Origin of the sequence: Ensifer sp. LC163 (genome assembly GCF_001695855.1) — a bacterium.
In the GTDB taxonomy this organism is placed as follows: Bacteria; Pseudomonadota; Alphaproteobacteria; order Rhizobiales; family Rhizobiaceae; genus Ensifer.
In genome coordinates, this window is sequence record NZ_MBSS01000012.1 from 656,457 (window position 1) to 678,132 (window position 21,676).

Consider the following 21,676-nt stretch of genomic DNA (forward strand, 5'->3'; position numbering starts at 1 on the left):
CTTTTGTCATGGACGTTTGCGGTTCAGAGACCGGCGAGCGTCATGCCTTCGATGGCGAGCGTCGGTGCGGCAACGCCGAACTTCCTGTCGATGTCGTCGGCCGGCGTGATCGCCATGAACATCTGCTTGAGGTTAGACGCGATCGTGACTTCGGACACGGCAAAGGACAACTCGCCGTTCTCGATCCAGAAACCGGAAGCGCCGCGGCTATATTCGCCAGTCACCATGTTGACGCCCTGGCCGATAAGCTCGGTCACGTAAAAGCCGGTTCCGACACTGCGGATCAGGTCTTCGCGTGAAATCGAACCCGGTTCGAGCGCCAGGTTGGTCGAGGCCGGATTGACCGTCGGACCGCCACGCACGCCGCGGCCGTTGGTCTCAAGGCCAAGTTCGCGCGCTGCCGAGGTCGACAGGAACCAATGGTTCAGCACGCCATCCTCGACCATCGTCAGCTTGGACCCGCTGACGCCTTCGCCGTCGAACGGACGCGAAGACGAGCCCCGGACGATCAACGGGTCGTCGGTTACCGACAGCCCCGCTTTCATGATCTGCTTGCCCATCATGTCGCGCAGAAAACTGGTCTTGCGGGCGACGGATGCACCGTTGATGGCGCCGGCGAGATGTCCGACGAAACCACGCGCCATGCGCGGATCAAAAACGACCGTGACGTTCCTGGCGGTCGGCACCTGGCGGGGGTTGATCCGCGCCACGGCACGCTCGCCCGCCACCCGGCCGATGTCATCGGCGGCGCGCAGATCGTCGAAATAGATGCGGCTGTCGTAATCGTAGTCGCGCTCCATCTTCGTGCCTTCGCCGGCGATCGCGCTTACCGAGCGGCCGAAGCGGGTCGCCATGTAGGAGCCGGAGAAGCCATGAGAGGTCACGAGCACGAGCCCGCCCATGCCAGCGGAAGCACCGGCTCCGCTGGAATTGGTGACGCCCGACACCGCCAGCGCCGCCTGTTCCGCCGCGAGCGCGGCTTCGCTGAGCGCCTCGGTAGATACTTCGCGATCGTCGAACAGTTCCAGATCCGGGTAGGATTTCGCCAATCGATCCGGATCGGCTAGCGAAGCGAAAGGGTCCTCCGGCGAGGCCTTGGCCATCGCCACCGCCCGCTCGGCCAGCACCTTCAGGTCGAAGCCGGGATTGGCCGAAACGCTGGCGACGCGGTTGCCGACGAAGACACGCAGCGAGAAGTCGTCGCTTTCGGACGCCTCGGTGGCTTCGACCTTGCCGAGGCGAACCGAGACGGAACGGGAACGCCCGCGAACGACAACGGCGTCAGCCGCATCGGCGCCCGCCTTGCGGGCAAGGTCCACCAGTTCGGCGGCGCGTTTTTCGAGGGAGGCGGAATCGATCGTTTCTGACATGATGTGGCCTTTCATTCCTGCCCCATTTATTGTGCACTGAAGCATGCATCAAGGGCATTGGCATGATTCCCGCCCATACACTGCCCGATACACTGCAATGATACTCCCGCCGAAACCTCCGTCCGCCCGGGCAGGACGAGGCAATATCGAAAGCCGCACGCATGACGACGACCCCGATCATCTACTCCCAGGCGCTGATGCTGCTCGGTGGCGCCGTGCTTGCTGCACCGTTGTTCAAGCGTCTCGGGCTCGGCACTATCCTCGGCTATCTCGCGGCTGGCATCCTGATCGGCCCGGTTGCCCAGAGGATCACCGAAGGCGAAGAGATCCTGCATGTCTCCGAGCTTGGCGTCGTCTTCCTGCTGTTCATCATCGGGCTGGAACTGAAGCCTTCGCGGCTCTGGCAGATGCGGCGCGATATCTTTGGCCTCGGCACGGCGCAAGTCCTGCTGACCGGCGTGATCCTCTCCTACGGGATCGCCTTGACCGGACTGCTCGATCATGCCGGCAGCATCGTTGCCGGCTTCGGCCTGGCGCTGTCTTCCACGGCCTTCGCCATGCAGATCCTCGACGAAGGCAACGACCGCAACACGCGCTTCGGTCAGCGCGCCTTCTCGATCCTGTTGCTGCAGGATCTGGCGATCGTTCCCCTGCTTGCCCTGATCCCGCTGCTGGCTGCGCAAATGCCGGAGGATACGACGACACCACTCGAAGACTTCGCAATCGCGATCACGGCGGTCGCTATTCTTGTGGCCGCCGGCCGCTATCTGCTCAATCCACTGTTCCAGATCATCGCCCGTACCGGCGCGCGCGACGTGATGATTGCTGCCGCTCTGCTGGTGGTCATGGGCGCGGCAACGCTGATGCAGCTGGCCGGCCTCTCCATGGCCATGGGCGCCTTTCTTGCCGGCGTACTCCTGGCCGAATCCTCCTACCGCCACGAGCTCGAGGCCGACATCGAGCCGTTTCGCGGTATTCTGCAGGCGCTGTTCTTCATGGCCGTTGGCCTGTCGCTGCAGCTCGGCGTCATCATCGACAAATATTTGGTGATCATCGTCGCCGTACCGCTGCTGATGCTGGTGAAAAGCTTCGTGCTCTACTGGCTTAGCCGGCTGGCGCGCTCCCATCACAACGACGCGGTGCGCATCAGCCTGCTGCTGCCGCAGGGCGGAGAGTTCGGTTTCGTGCTGTTCACGGCGGCGGCGGCAGCCGGCGTCTTCTCACAGGGCGACGCCTCGCTGCTCGTCGCTATCGTTACGCTCTCGATGGCGTTGACACCGATCGCCTCCATGCTCGCACCGCGGCTGATGCGCGAACAGGACGAGATGACCGACGAAATGGAAGAGGACTTCGAAGGTGCGGACGCCGACGTGCTGATGATCGGCTTTTCGCGCTTCGGTCAGATCGCCGCGCAAATCCTGCTTGCCGGCGGTCGCGACGTCACGATCATCGACCACTCGGCCGCCCGAGTTCGCCAGGCAGCGACCTTCGGCTTCCGCATCTACTTCGGCGACGGCAATCGGCTCGACGTGCTGCGCGCCGCCGGCATCGAGCGGGCAAAGCTCATCGCCGTCTGCACGCAGAAGAAGGAAACCACCGACAGGATCGTCGATCTGGTCCAGGCCGAGTATCCCGATGCCCGTATCTTCGCTCGCTCCTACGACCGACTGCATACGCTCGAACTGAGGGCAAAAGGCGTCGACTACGAACTGCGCGAAACCTTCGAGTCCGGCCTGCTGTTCGGCCGAAAGACACTGGAGGCACTTGGGGTCGGAGACGACGAGGCGATTGCCATCATGGACGATATCCGCAAGCGCGACGAGGCGCGCCTGGTGCTGCAGGAGGCGGAGGGCATCACCGCCGGCCGCGACATGCTGCATTCGCAGCCCGTGCGTCCCGAGCCGCTGGTCAAGCCCAAGCGCGATGTCGATCATTCCTCGGAAACGGGAGAAAGCATCCTGCCGGATTTGCCGGCCGACGCGCGGGAAAGTGCCTAACCGGGATCGGGACCGGTCGCGACCTCATCCGGAGACGCTGGCTGCCTTCATTCGCTCTTCCAGCGTCCGCTTGAATTGATCCTTGACGACGGCAGTCGCCGCCAACACTTCCTTTGCGCGCAGAAAATCCATGCCCCGGTAGCGACCGACGTCCGGCCGCAGCAGGATATCCGGCGCACCTTCCTTCAGTTTCATGGCGATGATCGACTGCATCATCAGCTGGCTGGCGCCAAACAGGCTGTCGATGCGGCTGGGGATCGTCTTGCCATCGCCGTCCGGGCCACCGACGACGTCGACGGCGACAACGATCTCGGCAAGGCCGCGCAGATGATCGAAGGGAATGGGATTGTAGATGCCGCCATCGATCATCACCCGTCCTGCGATCTTCACCGGCATGAAGACCGCCGGCAGAGCCGCCGTTGCGGCCAGCGCCTTTTGTAGATCGCCTGTCTCGCAGATATGTTCCGTCTGGCCATAATAGTCGGTGACGACAACCTTGAGCGGGATATCCAGTTCTGAAAACGTCGCGGGGATGGCTTCAGGCAGGAACGCCTTCAACACGCGTTCGATGTTGAACTGACCGAAACGAAAGCCGGTGTTCATCGCTTCCGACCAGCTTGCCGGCCGCAGCCGCCACAAACGATTGACGACCTCGCGACGGTGACCGATCGTTGCAAGCGTGTGCTCGCGGATTGCCTCACCGCTGAGGCCCGCCGCCATGCCGGCACCCATGATGGCGCCGATCGACGAACCAGCGATCACGACCGGGCGAATGCCCAACTCGTCGAGGGCCTCGATGACATGGATATGGGCAAGCCCGCGGGCACCGCCGCCGCCGAGCGCCAGCGCGACCGACGGTTCACTCGCACTTGGCGGCGACATATCCGCGGTGGAAACGTCCTGCTTCATCGACCTGCATCCCAGTTCAATCGGCAGTCTAGCTTTGCAAGCGAATCAAAAGTGTGACGTCAGACGCCACGGAAGCGGTAGAAATGCATGCGGGTATCGCCGAACACCCTGACGTCCAACCGTTCGAAAACGGCGGTTGGTGCCGGCTGAACGTCTGCACGCTCCTCCAGCACGACAAGGGCACCGGGAACCAGCCAGTTGCCGAGAGCCGCCGATTCCAGCGCCCTCTCCCCCAATCCCTTTGCATAGGGTGGATCGGCAAAAACCAGATGGAACGGTTCCATCGTGCCGACGGAACCGAGACTGGTGGCGTCCCGACGGAAGACCTTGGCACGTCCCTGAAGACCGAATGCCTCGATATTGTTTTGCAGGAGGCCCCGCCCCTCGACGCCCTGCTCGACGAAGAGTGCCTGGCGGCACCCCCGTGACAGGGCCTCGAGGCCCACGGCCCCGGTGCCGGCAAAGAGATCCAGCACGCGGGTGCCATCGAGAGCCTCCGGATAGGAGTGGCTCAGGATGTTGAACAGGCTTTCGCGCGTCCGATCGGTCGTCGGGCGGATATCATTCGACTTGGGCGTGGCCAGACTGCGGCCACGGAACTCTCCGCCGACGATGCGCACGGCCGCTTAGTTTCCTCTGCCGCGCGGCTTGCCGCCGGCCGGACGTCCACCGCCGCCAGGACGGCCGCCACCACCGGGCCTGCCGCCGCCGCCAGCTGGCTTTCCGCCACCGGGCTTGCCGCCACGCGGAGCGCCCGAGCGTTCACCAAAGGATTTGCCGCCAGACGGCTTGCCGCCGAAGGACTTGCCGCGGGGCTTGTCGCCGAACGGGCGATCACCACCTTCGCGGCGGGGCGGACGATCGCCCTCGGCGCGCGGGGTTCTCGGCTTGTCGGAATAGCTGCGTGGCCCCCCTTCGGCGCGGGCCGGGCGATCGCCACGCGGGCGGTCGCCACCTTCACGGCGCGCGGGCCTGTCGCCTTCGGCGCGCGGAAACCGCGGCTTGTCGGAGTAACTGCGCGGGCCGCCTTCTGAGCGGGCAGGCCGATCGCCGCCTTCGCGGCGCGCAGGACGGTCACCATGATCGCGCGACCTGCGGTCGCCGGCATCGCCCGACTTGCGCCGGCCGAAGCCGCCATCGCGACCTTCATCCTTGCCGCGACGTGCGGGTTCGCTGGCGCTGATCCATTCGCCCTCTTCGTCCCGACGCTTGACCGGTGCGGCGGACGCCGGACGGTCGGCGCGGTCGAAGTCCCTGGATGCGCCGCCCTTGCGGTCCGGATCGAACTTGCCGGATGACTTCGTCGCAAAACCATCCTTCGTGCGGCCGTAGCGCTTGGTCTTCGGAGCGCTTTCGGGGCGCTCGCGACGGGCGGGCTTCGCCGTGGCATCGCCTTCAGCGGATTTCGACTTCTTCTCGGCCAGCGGACGGGCGCCCGGCGCCATCCAGACATTGGCCGTACGGGCGCGCTGCGCCGGCGTGCGCTTCGGCCGATCCTCGAACTTGGCGTCGCCGCGGTCTTCGCGGGGGCCGCCCTTGCCACGGGGGCCCTCCTTGCCGCGACCACTGTCGCGGCGATCGTCACGACGGGTGTCGAGGCGGGAAAGCGCGCGTTCGCGCTTGTCTTCCGGCTTTTCCCAGCGGCCGGCGCGTTCGGGCTTGCGCGTATCGGAGCCTTCGGCCTCCGACGCTTCGCTTGCAACGGTTGCCGACTGATCGTTGTAGAGCGGCGCGTCGAAATTCGCCTTGGCGTCTTCGATCAGACGTGGTCCGAGCTGGTCGCGCAGCGTCCGGCCCCGGATTTCCTGCACGTGGCCTTCCGGCAATTCGCCGAGCTGGAACGGGCCGTAGGAAATACGGATGAGGCGGTTGACGTCGAGGCCGAGCGCGCCGAGCACGTTCTTGATCTCGCGGTTCTTGCCTTCGCGCAGGCCCATCGTGATCCAGACGTTCGAACCCTGCACACGGTCGAGCGTCGCTTCGATGCCGCCGTAGAGCACGCCGTCAACGGCGATGCCTTCCTTCAGCTTGTCCAATTCGTCCTGGTCGATTTCGCCATGGGCACGCACGCGGTAACGGCGCAGCCAGCCGGTCGACGGCAGTTCGAGCACGCGGGCAAGGCCGCCATCATTGGTCAGCAGCAGCAGGCCTTCAGTGTTGATGTCGAGGCGGCCGATCGAAAGAACGCGTGGCAGCTCGCCCGGCAGGTTGTCAAAAACCGTCGGGCGGCCTTCCGGGTCGGCATTGGTGGTCACCAGTCCGGCCGGCTTGTGGTAGAGCCACAGGCGTGTGCGCTCGATGCCACGGATCGGGTTTCCGTCGACTTCGATGTCGTCGGCGAGCGTCGCGTTGACAACCGGCGTATCGAGGATGACACCGTTGAGCTTGACCCGGCCTTCCATGATCATGCGCTCGATATCGCGGCGTGAAGCCACACCGGCGCGCGCCAGGATCTTGGAGATGCGCTGCGGTTCGTCGGCGCTTGCGGCGGCGGGTTTCGGGCCTGCCTTGGGCGGCCGCGAAGCACGGGCCTCAGGCGCTGCCGCCTTCTTGCCAGCGAAATGAGGTTTCTTGTCCCGGCCGGCGGGCTTGCCGCCAGGCCGCGTGGGCTTGTCTTTGGATGTCATTTGTGTTGCCTGCCTTTTGCGGCTGTCCTATCAGGTCGGAGCCCGTGGGTTAAGAGAAATTATTGTTTGAGCGATGACTGATACGACACGCTTCATGGATGCGGCCCTCGAAGAGGCCAAAAAAGCGGGCCAACGCGGCGAAGTGCCGATCGGCGCCGTCATCGTTTTCGATGGCGAAATCATCGCGCGCGCCGGAAACCGTACCCGCGAACTCAACGATATCACCGCTCATGCCGAGGTCGTGGCGATCCGCGAAGCTTCCATGGTGCTCAACGACGAAAGGCTGACGGGCGCCGATCTCTATGTCACCCTGGAGCCATGCACCATGTGCGCGGCGGCAATCTCCTTTGCCCGCATCCGTCGCCTCTATTACGGCGCCGAAGACCCCAAGGGCGGCGCGGTCGACAGCGGCGTGCGCTTTTACGGCTCGCCGACATGCCACCACGTGCCCGATGTCTATTCCGGGCTTGCCGAGCGTGAAGCCGCGGACATTCTCAGGGATTTCTTTGCCGATAAGCGGTGAGACGCCGATTATGCCGTGGCTTCAGCCGGCGGCAAAGGTCTCCAGTGCAGCGCCCGCAAGCCGGTAGCGCGTCCACTCCGACATCGGCTCGGCGCCGACTGCCTCGTAAACGCGGATTGCCGGCTCGTTCCAGTCGAGCACGCTCCACTCGAAGCGGCCACAGCCTTCCTCGACGGCGATCTTGGCGAGATGCTTCAACAACATCTTGCCGGCGCCGGAGCCGCGGCAATCCGGAGTGACATAGAGGTCTTCGAGATAGAGCCCCTTGCGCGCCTGCCAGGTGGAGTAGTTGTAGAACCACATGGCGAAACCGGCCGGCTTTCCGTCCATCTCGCAGATGACCGCGCGGGTGAGCGCGTTCGGGCCAAAAAGCGAGGCCTGCAACTGCTCGACGGTCGCCTCGACTTCGTCGGGGGCCTTCTCGTAGATGGCAAGTTCAGTGATGAAGCGCAGGATGGTTTCCGCGTCTTCCGGTCGCGCGTCGCGAATGCTGATCGTCATGATTTAGAAGGGCCAGTACCACTTAGTGCCGGAATTCTTGACCTGCGCCTCCTTCTTGCGGCGGCGCTCCTTGACCTTCTCCGGTTCGCCCAGGTCAGCCTCGGCGCCGTCCGGCAGGCGGCGGTATTCGAGCGGCGGATCGCTCAGGAAGCGGCGCTTGTCGGCGTAGGCGCCCATCTCGATCTTGCGCGCTTCGCGATAGGCTTCCTGCTGCTCCTTGGCCGAAAGACGGCGACCATTGGCGCTGGCCTTTGCGAGCGGCGAGACATAGTTCGGGTTGTTCTTGTTGGCGTCGGCTTCTTCGCGCAGGCGGTTGCGTGCTTCTTCCGGGGACTCGACCCATTCCGGATTCGCTTCGCGGCTGGCGAGTGACTTCTGCGGCTCCACGAGGGCGGTCTGCTGGCCGGACGGTGGCAGCACCAGGCCGGGGCGCGGCTGATACTTGACCTGGTTGCCCTGCTTCGGAGCAATGCTCACAGCGCCCCCGAGGTCGTCCATCAACTGTTCGCCGGCCGTCTTGTCGGTGCCGTAGGTCGGGCCGCCGATGCAGCCCGAAAGCACCAGGCCGCTCGTCATAATGGCGGCAACGCTAGCAAACAGTCGCAACTCTCGCGTCATTTCCATGAGATTCCTTCTAGCCGGCCACCGTCACGTGCGCGGCCACTCAGCGCCCATGGCGGAGAAATCCGCCAAATTTCGGGCAGGTTTTACCGGATGAATGCGGTAAGCGCAATTCATCCGGTAAATGATCCCTTAAGCCTTGAAGCCAAGTTCCCGCAGTGCGGCGGCATCACGGGCAGACACCTCAGGGTAGAGAGCGTCCGAACCGACGTCGGTCGTGATCCGCCAGGAGCGGGCGCACTTGCGGCCAACGGCGCCCTTCGGCACGACGCTGACCTTGGCGACCTCAGGCAGACGGAAGGCGTCGGCCGGGCCTTCGCCCGCCTCGACAGTGATCGACGAGGTGATGCAGATCTCGGCGAAGTCTTCGCCTTCGAGCGCCTTCAACAGCTCCGGATCGGCGATGGAGACGACGGGCGCCGCCTCCAGCGACGAACCGATGCGCTTCTCGCGACGTTCGATTTCAAGCGCGCCGGTCACGACCGTGCGCACCGCGCGGATCTTTTCCCACTTCGCCTCAAGCGCGTCGTTCTTCCATTCCGTCGGGATCGCCGGGAACTGCTCGAGATGGACCGAGACCGCGTCAGGCTTGCGCGACAACCAGGCCTCTTCGCAGGTGAAGGGCAGCATCGGCGCAAGCCACAGCGCCAGGCAATCAAACAGCTTGCGGATCACGGCAAGCGCCGACCGGCGACGAAGGCTCGACGGTGCGTCGCAGTAGAGCGCATCCTTGCGCACGTCGAAATAGAAGGCGGAGAGTTCGACGTTCGAGAAATCGATCAGCGCGCGCGCGATCCTCTTGAAGTCGAACGCGTCATAGCCTTCGCGAACGACCTGATCGAGTTCGGCCAGGCGATGCAGCATCAGCTTTTCCAGCTCGGGCAAATCGGCGTAGGCGATCTCCTCGCCCTTGTCGTGCGCCAGCGTGCCCAGCATCCAGCGGACGGTGTTGCGCAGCTTGCGATAGGCGTCGATGTTGGTCTGGATGATCGTCTTGCCGAGGCGCTGGTCTTCCCAATAGTCCGTTGTCATGACCCAGAGGCGCAGGATGTCGGCGCCGGCATCCTTCATCACCTCCTGCGGCGTGACGGTGTTGCCCTTCGACTTCGACATCTTCTCGCCCTTCTCATCCATGGTGAAGCCATGGGTGACAACGGCGTTGTAGGGCGCACGACCGCGCGTCGCGCAGGATTCGAGCAGCGACGAGTGGAACCAGCCGCGATGCTGGTCGGAGCCTTCGAGGTAGACGTCGGCCGGCCATTTCAGGTCCGGACGGTCTTCGAGCGTGAAGGTATGGGTCGAGCCTGAGTCAAACCAGACGTCGAGAATGTCCATGACCTGATGCCACTCCTCGTGGTCGTGGTCGTTGCCGAGGAAGCGGTCCTTGGCACCGTCGGCAAACCAGGCATCGGCGCCTTCCTGCTCGAAGGCTTCGAGAATGCGGGCATTGACGGCTTCGTCGACGAGGATCTCGCCCTGGTCGTCGGCAAAGATCGCGATCGGCACGCCCCAGGCGCGCTGGCGCGAGAGCACCCAGTCCGGGCGTCCCTCGATCATCGCACGCAGGCGGTTCTGGCCGGCACCCGGCACGAAGCGGGTGTCGTCGATCGCCGACAGTGCGCGCGAGCGCAGCGTCGTGCCGTCGCCGAAGCCCTTGTCCATGTAGACGAACCATTGCGGCGTGTTGCGGAAGATCACCGGCTTCTTGGAACGCCAGGAGTGCGGATAGGAGTGCTTCAGGCGGCCGCGGGCAAACAGCGCATGCCGGCCGATGAGCGCCTTGATGACGCGATCGTTGGCGTCGCCCTTCTTGCCCTTGTCGTCGAGCACGCGGCCGGCACCACCTTCGGCGTCCGGGCCGAAGCCGTGGGCATCGGCGGTGAAGTAGCCGGCGTCGTCGACGGTAAACGGGATCGCCGACGAGATGCCGCGGGCTTCGAGCGCGCGGGCATTGTCCATCCAGGCGTCAAAGTCCTCGCGGCCGTGGCTGGGCGCCGTATGCACGAAGCCGGTGCCGGCGTCGTCGGTCACGTGGTCACCATCGAGCAGCGGCACCTTGAAGGCGTAGCCGCCACCGAGGCCATGCAGCGGGTGGGCGCAGGTGACGGCCGCCAATTCAGCGCCTTCGATATCGCGAACGAAATTGAAGCTGAGCTTGGCCTTGGCCGCGGACTCGTCAGCCAGACGCTTGGCGAAGATCAGCTTCTCGCCTGGCTGCGGGCCGAAGTCATTCTCGGCGGTCGCAACCTCATAGAGGCCGTAGGCATACCGCGAGGAGAAGGCGATCGCGCGGTTGCCGGGGATGGTCCAGGGCGTGGTCGTCCAGATCACGACGAAGGTGCCGGCAAGGTCGTCCGGACCTTCGGTGACCGGGAACTTCACCCAGATCATGTCGCTCTCGACATCGGCATATTCGACTTCGGCTTCGGCCAGCGCCGTGCGCTCGACGACCGACCACATCACCGGCTTGGAGCCGCGATAGAGCTGGCCCATCTTGGCGATCTTCATCAGTTCGCCGGCGATGCGGGCTTCGGCGTGGAAGTTCATCGTCGTGTAGGGGTTGTCGAAGTCGCCCTCGATGCCGAGGCGCTTGAACTCTTCCGCCTGGATCTGGATCCAGCCGGCGGCGAAGTCGCGGCATTCCTTGCGGAACTCGTTGACCGGAACCTCGTCCTTGTTCTGGCCCTTCTCGCGATACTTCTCCTCGATCTTCCACTCGATCGGCAGACCGTGGCAGTCCCAGCCGGGCACATAGTTGGCGTCGAAACCGCGCATCTGGAACGAGCGGTTGATGACGTCCTTGAGGATCTTGTTCAGCGCGTGGCCGATATGGATGTTGCCGTTGGCATAGGGAGGACCGTCATGCAGCACGAACTTTTCGCGGCCGGCGGCCGAGGCGCGCAGCTTCTTGTAGAGGCCCATCTTCTGCCAGCGAGCAACCGTTTCCGGCTCCTTCTGCGGCAGGCCGGCGCGCATCGGAAACTCCGTCTGCGGCAGGTAGAGGGTGGAGGAATAGTCGATCTTCTCAGCGGTATCTGTCATGGTCTTTGCAATCATCTTTTCCGCGCGGATCGTCGCGCATGCGAAAGGGTGGTATCTGGCGCATGACCCGCAAATCGGGATCGATCTTCGGAAAGGATCATGCGCAGCTTCAAAGTGTTAGAGCGACCTTGGCGCGCTCAGGAGACGCGCGGCGCTCTAGAGATGACTGGGGCGTTGGAAACGCCGAAATCCCGGACCTTCCGGCGGCCTAGTGCGCGCGGAAAGCCGGGCCAATAATTCGCTGATCGATGGTCAATCGACGGTGCCGGGTCATGGTGGCCGGTTGTTTAAGGCGTTTTCGGCCTTTTGAAAAGGTCCGCCGCTTCGACGCGACGGATTTCTTTAGGCAAAGTTGATCCGGCGATCGATGTCGCTCAGGGGCCTGACACCGGAGAGCAGCGCCCTCGCCTCATCTTCGTCCTTGCGGATTTGCGCCACCAGCGGGTCGAGCCCGTCGAACTTCAGCTCGTCGCGCAGGTGGCCGAAGAACGAAACCGAACAGACCTCACCGTAAAGATCGCCGGAAAAATCGAAGACAAACGTTTCGAGCAGGGCCTCGCCGTCACTGTCGACTGTCGGGCGCCGGCCGAAGCTGGCAACGCCATCAAAGAGCGAGCCGTCCGCCCGGCGGAAGCGCACGGCATAAATGCCGGTTCTAAGTTCGACCTCGGCGGGCAGGCGCATATTGGCCGTGGGATAGCCGAGGGAACGTCCGAGCTTCTTGCCGTCGATCACTTCGGCCTCGACCGTGTAGCGATAGCCGAGCAGACCGGCTGCGTGTGAAACGTCGCCCTGCCCGAGTAGCGACCGGATGAAGCTCGACGAGATCACCGAAGCGTTCTCGTCGCGGAAGGCGTCGACCAGAGTGACGCCGAAACCGTTTTCACCACCCGCCGCCATCAGGAAGGCGGGACCGCCTTCGCGCCCCTTGCCGAAATGGAAATCGAAGCCGGTGACGACATGCGAGGCATGCAGCCATTCCAACAGCACCCGATGGATGAAATCGGACGCGGAAAGTTCGGAGAAGGTGCGATCGAACGGATACTCGATAACGGCGCCAAACCCCATGCCTTCGAGGATACGGGCCTTCAGCGGCGCGGGCGTCAGCCGGAACACCGGTGTATCCGGCCGAAAGACTGTGCGAGGGTGCGGCTCGAAAGTCAGCACCAGCGCGGGCACGCCGCGCGCCTTGGCTTCTTCCAGCGCTCGTTCCAGCACCGATTGGTGGCCGCGGTGCACACCGTCGAAATTGCCGATCGCGACAACGCCGCCGCGCAGGCGCTCGGGCAGCGGGTCACGGGTCTCGTTGCGATGAAAAACCGTCATCTCAATCTTCCCGTCAGGCGAGCCTGGGCATCCACCACTTTGGCGAGGCGCCCTCCTTTTTCAGGAAGGCTGCAAGCTTCACCTCGTCGGTCCTGCTTTCGTTCATGTATTCCTGGGCGTGAATGCCGGCACTGATGTAAAGCAGATCGAAGCCGGCATCCTGGGCGCCCTTGACGTCGGTCGGCATGCCGTCGCCGATGGCGATGACACGCGACAGATCGAACGCACCGCGCACCGCCTTGGCTTCGCCGAGCGCCGCCCGATAGATGGCGATATAGGGCTTGCCGGCGATGCGGGCTTCGCCGCCGAGCTCTTCGTAGAGCTTGGCAATGGCGCCGGCGCAGGGGATCAGCCGGTGGCCGCGTTCGACCACCAGGTCAGGATTGGCGCAGATGAACGGGATCTTGCGCTTGGCAAGACCGGTCAGTGTCGCGCGGTAGTGTTCCGGCGTTTCGGTTTCATCATCGTAGAAGCCGGCGCAGACGACGGTCTTGGCATCTTCCGACGACACGATCTCGGTACCAAGGCCCTCGAGCAAGGGCAGGTCGCGCTCAGCACCGATGAAGAAGATCTTCTTGTCGGCAGCAGCGATCAACGCGCGGGTCACATCGCCCGACGTGACGATGCGATCATAGGCTTCATCGGGAACGCCCAGCCCGCGGATCTGCACCTTGACGCTCGGGCTCGGCCGGGGCGAGTTGGTGATGAGAACAACCGTCAATCCTGCGGCACGCGCTTCCGCCAGGGCCTCACAGGCAGACGCAAACGCCTGAACGCCGTTGTGGAGAACACCCCAGACGTCACAGAGCACGACGTCATAGCGCCCTGCGATTTCCCGAAAACTGTTGATCCTTGCGGCCATGCGGGCTTCCTGCAAACTCGGTTTCCGGCTTGCATCGCAAGGAAGGGGCGAGAATACAAGCCTCGGCCCCAGAAAAACGCCGCCATTCCCAAGGATTCGACGGCCGGCTGCCCCTTCCGCCCCGAAGGGACAGCCGGACCTCGACAAGGCACTGCTTGCGCGGCGGAAACCTCGTCGGGCAACAGGACGAAACAAACCTTCAAGACCAAGCTTCGCCCAAATTCCGACTGCTTCGGGCCGCAAGGATGCACGTGCCCACCCCGGCCCGGCAGCCGTTCGTCTCCAGTCATGCCCCGCCGATAACCATATCGCCTGAAATTTTTTGAACGGCCAATCCTTGACTCGCCCAGGACCCAGCCTTATCTCGGCCTCGCTAGCACTCGACAAAAGGGAGTGCTAACACCCATCCATCGGGTCGATGAGCGATCCGTAATGTCATTTGATCGAGGGATTAGACTAATGGCAAGCACCAATTTCCGCCCGCTGCACGACCGCGTTGTCGTCCGCCGCGTCGAGTCTGAGGAAAAGACCAAGGGCGGCATCATCATTCCGGACACCGCTAAGGAAAAGCCGCAGGAAGGCGAAATCGTCGCTGTTGGCTCGGGCGCCCGTGACGAAAGCGGCAAGGTTGTTGCTCTCGATGTCAAGGCTGGCGACCGCGTTCTGTTCGGCAAGTGGTCGGGCACCGAAGTCAAGATCAACGGCGAAGACCTTCTCATCATGAAGGAAGCCGACATCATGGGCATCATCGGCTGATCAGCCGTCGTCCACACCTTTCCATGACAACCAATGGGCAATGAGCCCAGGAGTTTTCTCAAATGGCTGCAAAAGAAATCAAGTTCGGCCGCACCGCGCGCGAAAAGATGCTGCGTGGCGTCGACATCCTCGCTGACGCGGTAAAGGTCACGCTCGGCCCGAAGGGTCGTAACGTCATCATCGACAAGTCCTTCGGCGCTCCGCGCATCACCAAGGACGGCGTATCGGTCGCCAAGGAAATCGAACTCGAAGACAAGTTCGAAAACATGGGCGCCCAGATGGTCCGCGAAGTTGCTTCGAAGACCAACGACATCGCTGGCGACGGCACCACGACTGCAACGGTTCTCGCCCAGGCTATCGTTCGCGAAGGCGCCAAGGCCGTTGCTGCCGGCATGAACCCGATGGACCTGAAGCGCGGTATCGACCTCGCTGTCACCGAAGTCGTCAAGGATCTCCAGGCCAAGGCCAAGAAGATCAACACCTCGGAAGAAGTCGCACAGGTCGGCACGATCTCGGCCAACGGCGAGCGTCAGATCGGCCTCGACATCGCAGAAGCGATGCAGAAGGTCGGCAACGAAGGCGTCATCACGGTTGAAGAAGCCAAGACCGCCGAAACCGAACTCGAAGTCGTCGAAGGCATGCAGTTCGACCGTGGCTACCTCAGCCCCTACTTCGTCACCAACCCGGAAAAGATGGTCGCTGACCTCGACGACGTCTTCGTTCTCCTCCACGAGAAGAAGCTGTCGAACCTCCAGGCCATGCTCCCGGTTCTCGAAGCCGTCGTTCAGACCGGCAAGCCGCTCCTCATCATCGCTGAAGACGTCGAAGGCGAAGCTCTTGCTACGCTCGTCGTCAACAAGCTGCGTGGCGGCCTGAAGATCGCGGCCGTCAAGGCTCCGGGCTTCGGCGATCGCCGCAAGGCCATGCTCGAAGACATCGCCATCCTGACCGGTGGTACCGTGATCTCCGAAGACCTCGGCATCAAGCTCGAAAACGTCACGCTCGACATGCTCGGCCGTGCGAAGAAGGTTTCGATCTCCAAGGAAAACACGACGATCGTCGACGGCGCCGGCCAGAAGAGCGACATCGAAGGCCGCGTTGCGCAGATCAAGGCCCAGATCGAAGAAACCACTTCCGACTACGACCGCGAAAAGCTGCAGGAACGTCTTGCCAAGCTCGCCGGCGGCGTTGCCGTGATCCGCGTTGGCGGTTCGACAGAAGTCGAAGTGAAGGAAAAGAAGGACCGCATCGACGACGCTCTCAACGCGACGCGCGCTGCTGTTCAGGAAGGCATCGTACCGGGCGGCGGCGTTGCCCTGCTGCGTTCTTCCGTCAAGATCACCGTCAAGGGTGTGAACGACGACCAGGAAGCCGGCATCAACATCGTTCGTCGCGCCCTGCAGGCTCCGGCCCGCCAGATCGCTGAGAACGCTGGTGACGAAGCTTCGATCGTTGTCGGCAAGATCCTCGACAAGGACCAGGACAACTTCGGCTACAACGCCCAGACCGGCGAATATGGCGACATGATCTCCATGGGCATCATCGACCCGGTCAAGGTCGTTCGCACCGCCCTTCAGGACGCAGCTTCGGTTGCTGGCCTTCTCGTCACGACGGAAGCCATGATCGCCGAACTGCCGAAGAAGGACGCTCCGGCAATGCCAGGCGGCATGGGCGGCATGGGCGGCATGGACATGATGTGATAGGGCGACAGCCCAATCGCAGCATCGTCCATAAAGCTTCGCCCATGCACTAAGAGCGGTTCAGCGCGCCAAGCGCGCTGAACGGGCGGCATGGACATGATGTGATAGGGCGTCAGCCTTATCGCGGACCTGTTCAAGCAGATCCACGATGATCCATCCGGATCGGAAAGGGCGACCCTCGGGTCGCCCTTTCTTGTTTTTGCAGCAGTGCACCGGTTGCATCTCACGTGCACGTCAAAGCTGTCTGCCGGAAAAATTACCCGGCAGCTGCAGCGGCTCTAAAAAAGCGTTGAAGTCGAAAAAAAACGAACTATAACACCGCCCCAAGTGGACAGAGATTCACGAGAGACTGGATGACAGGCCTAAAGGGAGCGAAAAATCGCTCAAACTTTTCATATTAACTGTGTGTCCAAGCGCTCTTTGAGAACGTCACGCAAAGCATATAAGTATTTAATCGCAAATTAAGCCGGCCTTTCCTGCGAAATCATTTCGCTTGGCGAGCTACGTCACAGTTTTGTGACCTTTCCGTACAGAAAGACGCAAACGACTTATCGTGCGTGTTCTTCCTCCTATGGGTCGATGGCTGGCGAGGGTTGTATATTGGGGATATGCCTGCCTGGTCGGACGACGACATTCGCCAGGGGCCGTGCTGGGGTAGACCGTGTTTAAGATCACGAGAACAAATTCAGTTCCCCTCGGTGTCCCCGGGCAGATGCATGCCGGCCTTCCGCATCAGGAATTCCTGGAGCAGTTCTGCGTCTCCGAGGGCTGGTCTGGCGACCTGTCGACGGGCCTGTTCCGGTTGGGCGAGAAGGCTTCGGCGATTCACGGCCTCAACGAGAGCGAATGCGGTCTGCTCAACTTCGTGCGCTGCTACGACCCTGCCGACCGCAACCACGTGCTCGAGCTTTTCGAGCAGGCGGCAACCAGTTGCTCGTCCTTCTGCTTCTCGACGACGATAAGCCTGGAATCGGGCCACAAGCAGCCGGTGTTCTGCATCGGCGAATCCTCGGGCCTCGAAGAGCGCTATTCAGGCACGATCCACGGCATCTTCTTCTTCCCGCGCTTCCTTGTCGAAGGCGCCGGAAAGATGCTGCTGCGCCAGTAGGCGCAGCCTCGACCTGAACTGATTTTTTTACTCCGCCAGAGACGTGTCGCAGGGGCGTAAAGGCGCGGCGACCCTCAGGCTGCCGCCACCTTCACCTTGCCGGTAACGAGGGTCGAGATCGGTGCCGGCCTGCCGAGCAGGTAACCCTGTGCCTCGTCACATCCTTCCGCCTGCAGGATATCGAGCTGCTTCTGCGTCTCGACGCCTTCGGCGAGGACGGGAACGGAGAGGCTCTGCCCGAGGGCCAGGATGGCGCGGACGATCGCCTTGGCCTGCGGGCTTGCCTCCACCTCCCACATGAAGCTCTTGTCGAGCTTGATCTTGTCGAACGGGAAGGACCGCAGCGTCTCGAGCGACGAATAGCCGGTGCCGAAGTCGTCGATCGCGATGGTGACCCCAAGCTCCTTGATCTGGCGAAGGGTCAGAAGCGCGCGCTCCTTGTCGTCGATGATCGTCGATTCGGTGATTTCGAGTTCCAGCCGCTTCGGGTCGAGCCCGGTTTCGGAAAGCACCTCCTCCACCAGGCTGACGATGTCGCCATTGGCAAGCTGCACCGGCGAAAGATTGACGGCGATCTTGTGGGTGCTTTGCCAACCCGCGGCCTCGCGGCAGGCCTCGCGCAGAACCCATTCGCCGATCGGCAGGATCGCGCCGCATTCCTCTGCAAGCGGAATGAACTCGTTCGGGGGCACCATGCCGCGTTCGGGATGGTGCCAGCGCAGAAGCACTTCATAACCGATGACGTCGCCGGTCATCACCGACTTCTGAACCTGATAATGCAGCGCCAGCTGTTTCTTCTCGATCGCATCCCACAGGTCGTTGGCAAGGCTACGCCTTTGGCGCGCCGCCTCATCCATCGAAACTTCGTAGAAGCAGACAGTCTGGTTCAGCGCAGCCTTGGCGCGGTACATCGCAAGGTCGGCATTGTTGATCAGCGTTTCCGCCGTCTCGGCGTCCTGCGGATAGATGGCGACACCCATGCTTCCGCCGGACTTCAACTCGAAGTCGCCGAACCGCATTTCCTCATGCAGGCTCTTCTCGATGCGGCGGAGGAAGTCGTTAAGTTCGGACAGCTCCTCGAAGCGCTTGACGGCTGCGAACTCATCGCCGCCGAAGCGTGCCACGAATTCGCCTTCCTGCAGCAGCGATTTCATCCGCTGGGCAATCGTCACCAGCACGAAATCGCCGGCGGCATGGCCGTGCAGATCGTTGACTTCCTTGAACTTGTTGAGGTCGAGACCGATCACGGCAACCTTGCGCGAGAACCAGGCGGCCGCATCGAGCTCTTCTTCCAGATAGCTGCTGAACTGCAGCCGGTTCGGCAGGCCCGTCAGGCTGTCGTGGCGCGCGAGGAACGAAATCTGCTCCTCGCTGTCCAGCCGTTCGGTAATGTCCTCGTAGGTGCTGACCCAGCCGCCATCGGCAAGGGTGCGATGCTTGGTCAGGATCGAGCGTCCGTTCGGCAGCTTTTCGACGATGTCGCCACCGCCTTTGCCGACCATGTCGACACGATGCTTCTGATAGAGCTCGTCCGACTTCGCCCGGGCGATTGCCGGGTCGGAATAGGTGCGGGCAAAAACTTCGTCGAGGATCTGGCGGAACGTCAGGCCCTTTCCAGCCAGCGTCTCGGAGAAGCCGAAGATCTCGCGGCAACGCCGGTTCGAAAGCAGCAGATGGTCGCCGCTGTCGAAGAGGCAAATGCCTTGCGACATGTTCTCGAGCGCAATGTCGAGATTCTTGCTCACTTCGGCGATGCGATCCGCATCGACCTTCTCCTTGGTGATATCCTTGGCGATCTTGATGAAGCCCGCATGCGTGCCATCCTCGTGCAGGAAGGGGTCGATCACGACATGCGCCCAGAAGCGCGTGCCATCCTTGCGATAGCGCCAGCCCTCAGACTCGAACTTGCCGTTAGCCCATGCTTCGTCGAGTGCCCGTTGCGGCACGCCCGCCCGCTGCTCTTCGGGCGAATAGAAGCAGGCAAAACTTTTGCCAATGATTTCGTCGGCTGTATAGCCCTTGTTGGCTTCGGCGCCGGCATTCCAGCTCGCGACGTGGCCTTTCACGTCGAGCATGTAGATAGCGTAGTCCTTGACGCTTCGCACGAAGCGGGCGAATTCGCGCTCGGAAGCGGCGGCCGAAAGCTCGGCATAGTGCGCAAAGCCCGCGGCAAGCAAAACCATGGTCAGCAGGAAGAAAGCGGTTCCGGCGATGACGAAGACCAGAAAATGCGGCTGTATCATGCCCTCGGGCGACGCCAACGACAAATCGGCCTCGATCGTCACGGCGCCCATCGCCGTGAAGTGCAAGGCGACGATGCCGAGCGTCATGAACAGCGTCGAAAGAATTTTCGCCTTCAGCGGCCGATCGATGTGGGTGATCGCCCGCAAGGCACCGATATCGAACAGGGAACCGGCGACGACGGAGACGGCGACAAGCGTCCAGTCCCAGCGGATGCTGCCTGGAACATCGAGCGCCGCCATGCCGAGGAAATGCATGCAGGCGACACCGGAGCCGAGAACGATGCCGCCAGCAATCCAGGCGACAGCGCCCTGCGCATAGGTGGCAATCAGCAGCGCCATCGTCGTCAGAACGACCGCGACGCCAAGCGACAGGGCCGTCAGATCGATCTGATAGCCGAGCACGACGCCTGGATCGTAGGCAAGCATGGCGATGAAGTGGGTGGCCCAGATGCCGAAGCCGCTGGCGATCCCGGCAGCCACTGCCCATATCGCCCTCGCCTTGCCCACGGAGGAGCGTCCTCGCTGAAGCAAGGTCACCGCGCCGTAGCTCGAAAGGAAGCAGATGAGGGCGGCGAGCACGACCAGCTTGGGATTATGCTCGACCACGAGGCATGTAAGAACCTTGAACATCGCCAAACGCCTAAATGAAACTTCTGGTCCGGAAAGGGATCTCCCACTTCCGGTTTATCGCTTCTGTTGGCATCGGGCGGTTTAAGGAATGATGAAAGTCAGCGCGCGACTGACGTTTCGAAACAGGACAGCGCTTTCGTCCTTAACGAAGGCTGAAATGCCACCGCCTTGTAGTTGAACATTTCAAACAGGCGCAATGACACCGTGACGGTCGCACCGCTAAGCCTAGGCCAGAAGCGCTTTCAGGTCCGATTGCGGATCGGCTATCACCGCCCTGTCCGGGTGGATGCCCGTCTCCAGAAGCTTCTTGCCGGTGACATAGGCCTTGGCGTCGTTGATCGCGTCGACGGCCAAGAGCTTTCCCTCCCGGAAGTACCAGACGGAAACGCTGCCCTCGCGCTGGCCGGGGCGAACGATGGTTTCGTCGTGACCGAGGCCAAAGCCGGCAATCTGCAGTTTCACGTCGTACTGGTCCGACCAGAACCACGGCTTGGGAGCATAGGGCTCGACCCCGCCGGCAATGACGGCCGCCACCGCCTCGGCCTGATCCACCGCATTCTGAACCGATTCAAGGCGGATGCGCATGTTGTCCCACGGCTGGACGGCGCAATCGCCCATCGCGAAAATTGCCGGATCGGCGGTGCGACCGTGGCTGTCGACAACGATGCCGCCGGCCGTTTCGAGGCCGGCGGCATGCGCCAGGTGATCGTTGGCCGTCACGCCGATGCCGACGATGACGAGGTCGACCGGAAGCACCGCCCCGTCGGACAGCTCGACACCGGTCACGCGATCGTTCTCGCCGACCAGCCGGTTGAGCCCTGTTCCCTCGCGGATATCGACACCGCGCGACTGGTGGATCTCGCGCACGATGCCCGACGTCGCGGCGGACGCTACGCGCTGCAGGATGCGGTCCGCCATCTCGATCACGGTGACCTCAAGCCCGAGCGTGCGCGCAACCGCCGCGGCCTCGAGGCCGATATAGCCGCCGCCGACGACAAGCGCCCGCTTGCCCGGCTTCATCTCTTCGGCCAGCAAGTCGGCATCCCTGAAATCGCGGACGGTGAAAACGCCGGCGAGGTCGCCGCCGACCGAGGCCGGCAAACGACGTGGGGCGGCGCCGGTTGCAAATGCCAGGGTCTCGTAGTCGAGCAAAGCGCCGTCGCTCAGCGTCACGCGCCTGGCAGCGCGGTCGAGCTCCGTCACCGTGGTCGAAAGCCGGATATCGACGTTGTGCTCGCCGTACCAGGCTTCCGGCCGATAGAGCAACCGATCGAGGCTCATCTCACGAAGCAGGTACTTCTTGGAAAGCGGCGGGCGCTGATAGGGCAGGCTTGCCTCGGACGCGACCATGGTGATCGGTCTTTCGTCCTTCAGCGCCCGCAGTTTGGCGACCAACGCAAAGGCGGCCTGACCGCCACCGATAACAACAAGCCTTCCGGACACGCTCTCACCCGTCGTTTA

The 21,676-nt window shown here is 62.8% G+C and carries 16 protein-coding genes; 5 read left to right on the plus strand and 11 right to left on the minus strand.

What is annotated here, in order from left to right; all coding sequences use genetic code 11:
• Positions 1–23 precede the first annotated feature (23 nt).
• Entirely contained in the window at positions 24–1,370 is a 1,347-nt protein-coding gene (locus tag BC360_RS13085; protein WP_065795450.1) for a TldD/PmbA family protein, read from the minus strand.
• Positions 1,371–1,531: 161 nt separating this feature from the next.
• Between BC360_RS13085 and BC360_RS13090 the strand changes: the two genes are divergently transcribed.
• On the plus strand, positions 1,532–3,367 hold the full coding sequence (locus BC360_RS13090) for a monovalent cation:proton antiporter-2 (CPA2) family protein (protein ID WP_065782826.1): 1,836 nt from the start codon (positions 1,532–1,534) through the stop codon (positions 3,365–3,367).
• Between the two features lie 24 nt (positions 3,368–3,391).
• Here the strand turns inward: BC360_RS13090 and BC360_RS13095 are convergent, their stop codons facing one another.
• The 3 genes from BC360_RS13095 to BC360_RS13105 are packed head-to-tail and all read right to left on the minus strand — an operon-like array spanning position 3,392 to position 6,903.
• On the minus strand, positions 3,392–4,276 hold the full coding sequence (locus BC360_RS13095) for a patatin-like phospholipase family protein (RefSeq protein ID WP_065795451.1): 885 nt from the start codon (positions 4,274–4,276) through the stop codon (positions 3,392–3,394).
• A gap of 59 nt (positions 4,277–4,335) precedes the next feature.
• Positions 4,336–4,896, minus strand: coding sequence for a 16S rRNA (guanine(966)-N(2))-methyltransferase RsmD (gene rsmD / locus BC360_RS13100; RefSeq protein ID WP_065782829.1), 561 nt, complete (start codon positions 4,894–4,896; stop codon positions 4,336–4,338).
• Positions 4,897–4,902: 6 nt separating this feature from the next.
• Positions 4,903–6,903, minus strand: a complete 2,001-nt coding sequence (locus BC360_RS13105; RefSeq protein WP_065795452.1) for a pseudouridine synthase — start codon at positions 6,901–6,903, stop codon at positions 4,903–4,905.
• A gap of 73 nt (positions 6,904–6,976) precedes the next feature.
• Here BC360_RS13105 and BC360_RS13110 point away from each other — a divergent pair, with 73 nt between their 5' ends.
• Entirely contained in the window at positions 6,977–7,426 is a 450-nt protein-coding gene (locus BC360_RS13110; protein WP_053250858.1) for a nucleoside deaminase, read from the plus strand.
• Positions 7,427–7,447: 21 nt separating this feature from the next.
• Here the strand turns inward: BC360_RS13110 and BC360_RS13115 are convergent, their stop codons facing one another.
• The 5 genes from BC360_RS13115 to BC360_RS13135 form a co-directional block, all read right to left on the minus strand.
• Positions 7,448–7,927, minus strand: coding sequence for a GNAT family N-acetyltransferase (locus BC360_RS13115; protein WP_065795453.1), 480 nt, complete (start codon positions 7,925–7,927; stop codon positions 7,448–7,450).
• Positions 7,928–7,930: 3 nt separating this feature from the next.
• Complete coding sequence (locus BC360_RS13120) at positions 7,931–8,551, minus strand: hypothetical protein (protein ID WP_065795454.1); 621 nt, start codon at positions 8,549–8,551, stop codon at positions 7,931–7,933.
• Between the two features lie 129 nt (positions 8,552–8,680).
• Positions 8,681–11,590, minus strand: coding sequence for an isoleucine--tRNA ligase (ileS, locus tag BC360_RS13125; RefSeq protein WP_065795599.1), 2,910 nt, complete (start codon positions 11,588–11,590; stop codon positions 8,681–8,683).
• Positions 11,591–11,932: 342 nt separating this feature from the next.
• The gene (locus BC360_RS13130) at positions 11,933–12,916 is read right to left on the minus strand and encodes a bifunctional riboflavin kinase/FAD synthetase (RefSeq protein WP_065795455.1); all 984 of its coding nucleotides are present in this window, start codon (positions 12,914–12,916) and stop codon (positions 11,933–11,935) included.
• 13 nt (positions 12,917–12,929) lie between these two features.
• Positions 12,930–13,778: a TIGR01459 family HAD-type hydrolase gene (locus BC360_RS13135; protein WP_065795600.1), complete on the minus strand. Its 849-nt coding sequence runs from the start codon at positions 13,776–13,778 to the stop codon at positions 12,930–12,932.
• A gap of 459 nt (positions 13,779–14,237) precedes the next feature.
• Between BC360_RS13135 and groES the strand changes: the two genes are divergently transcribed.
• From groES to BC360_RS13150, 3 genes are all read left to right on the plus strand, one after another.
• A complete protein-coding gene (groES, locus tag BC360_RS13140; RefSeq protein WP_004675403.1) occupies positions 14,238–14,534 on the plus strand; it encodes a co-chaperone GroES in 297 nt (98 codons plus the stop codon).
• A gap of 62 nt (positions 14,535–14,596) precedes the next feature.
• Positions 14,597–16,234, plus strand: a complete 1,638-nt coding sequence (groL, locus tag BC360_RS13145) for a chaperonin GroEL (RefSeq protein ID WP_065782838.1) — start codon at positions 14,597–14,599, stop codon at positions 16,232–16,234.
• A 661-nt stretch (positions 16,235–16,895) separates the two neighbouring features.
• Positions 16,896–17,342, plus strand: a complete 447-nt coding sequence (locus BC360_RS13150) for a hypothetical protein (RefSeq protein ID WP_053250863.1) — start codon at positions 16,896–16,898, stop codon at positions 17,340–17,342.
• Positions 17,343–17,416: 74 nt separating this feature from the next.
• Here BC360_RS13150 and BC360_RS13155 read toward each other — a convergent pair whose 3' ends face one another.
• Both BC360_RS13155 and BC360_RS13160 read right to left on the minus strand, forming a co-directional pair.
• Complete coding sequence (locus BC360_RS13155) at positions 17,417–20,215, minus strand: EAL domain-containing protein (RefSeq protein WP_065795601.1); 2,799 nt, start codon at positions 20,213–20,215, stop codon at positions 17,417–17,419.
• A 225-nt stretch (positions 20,216–20,440) separates the two neighbouring features.
• On the minus strand, positions 20,441–21,658 hold the full coding sequence (locus BC360_RS13160) for an NAD(P)/FAD-dependent oxidoreductase (protein ID WP_065795456.1): 1,218 nt from the start codon (positions 21,656–21,658) through the stop codon (positions 20,441–20,443).
• Between the last annotated feature and the right edge of the window lie 18 nt (positions 21,659–21,676).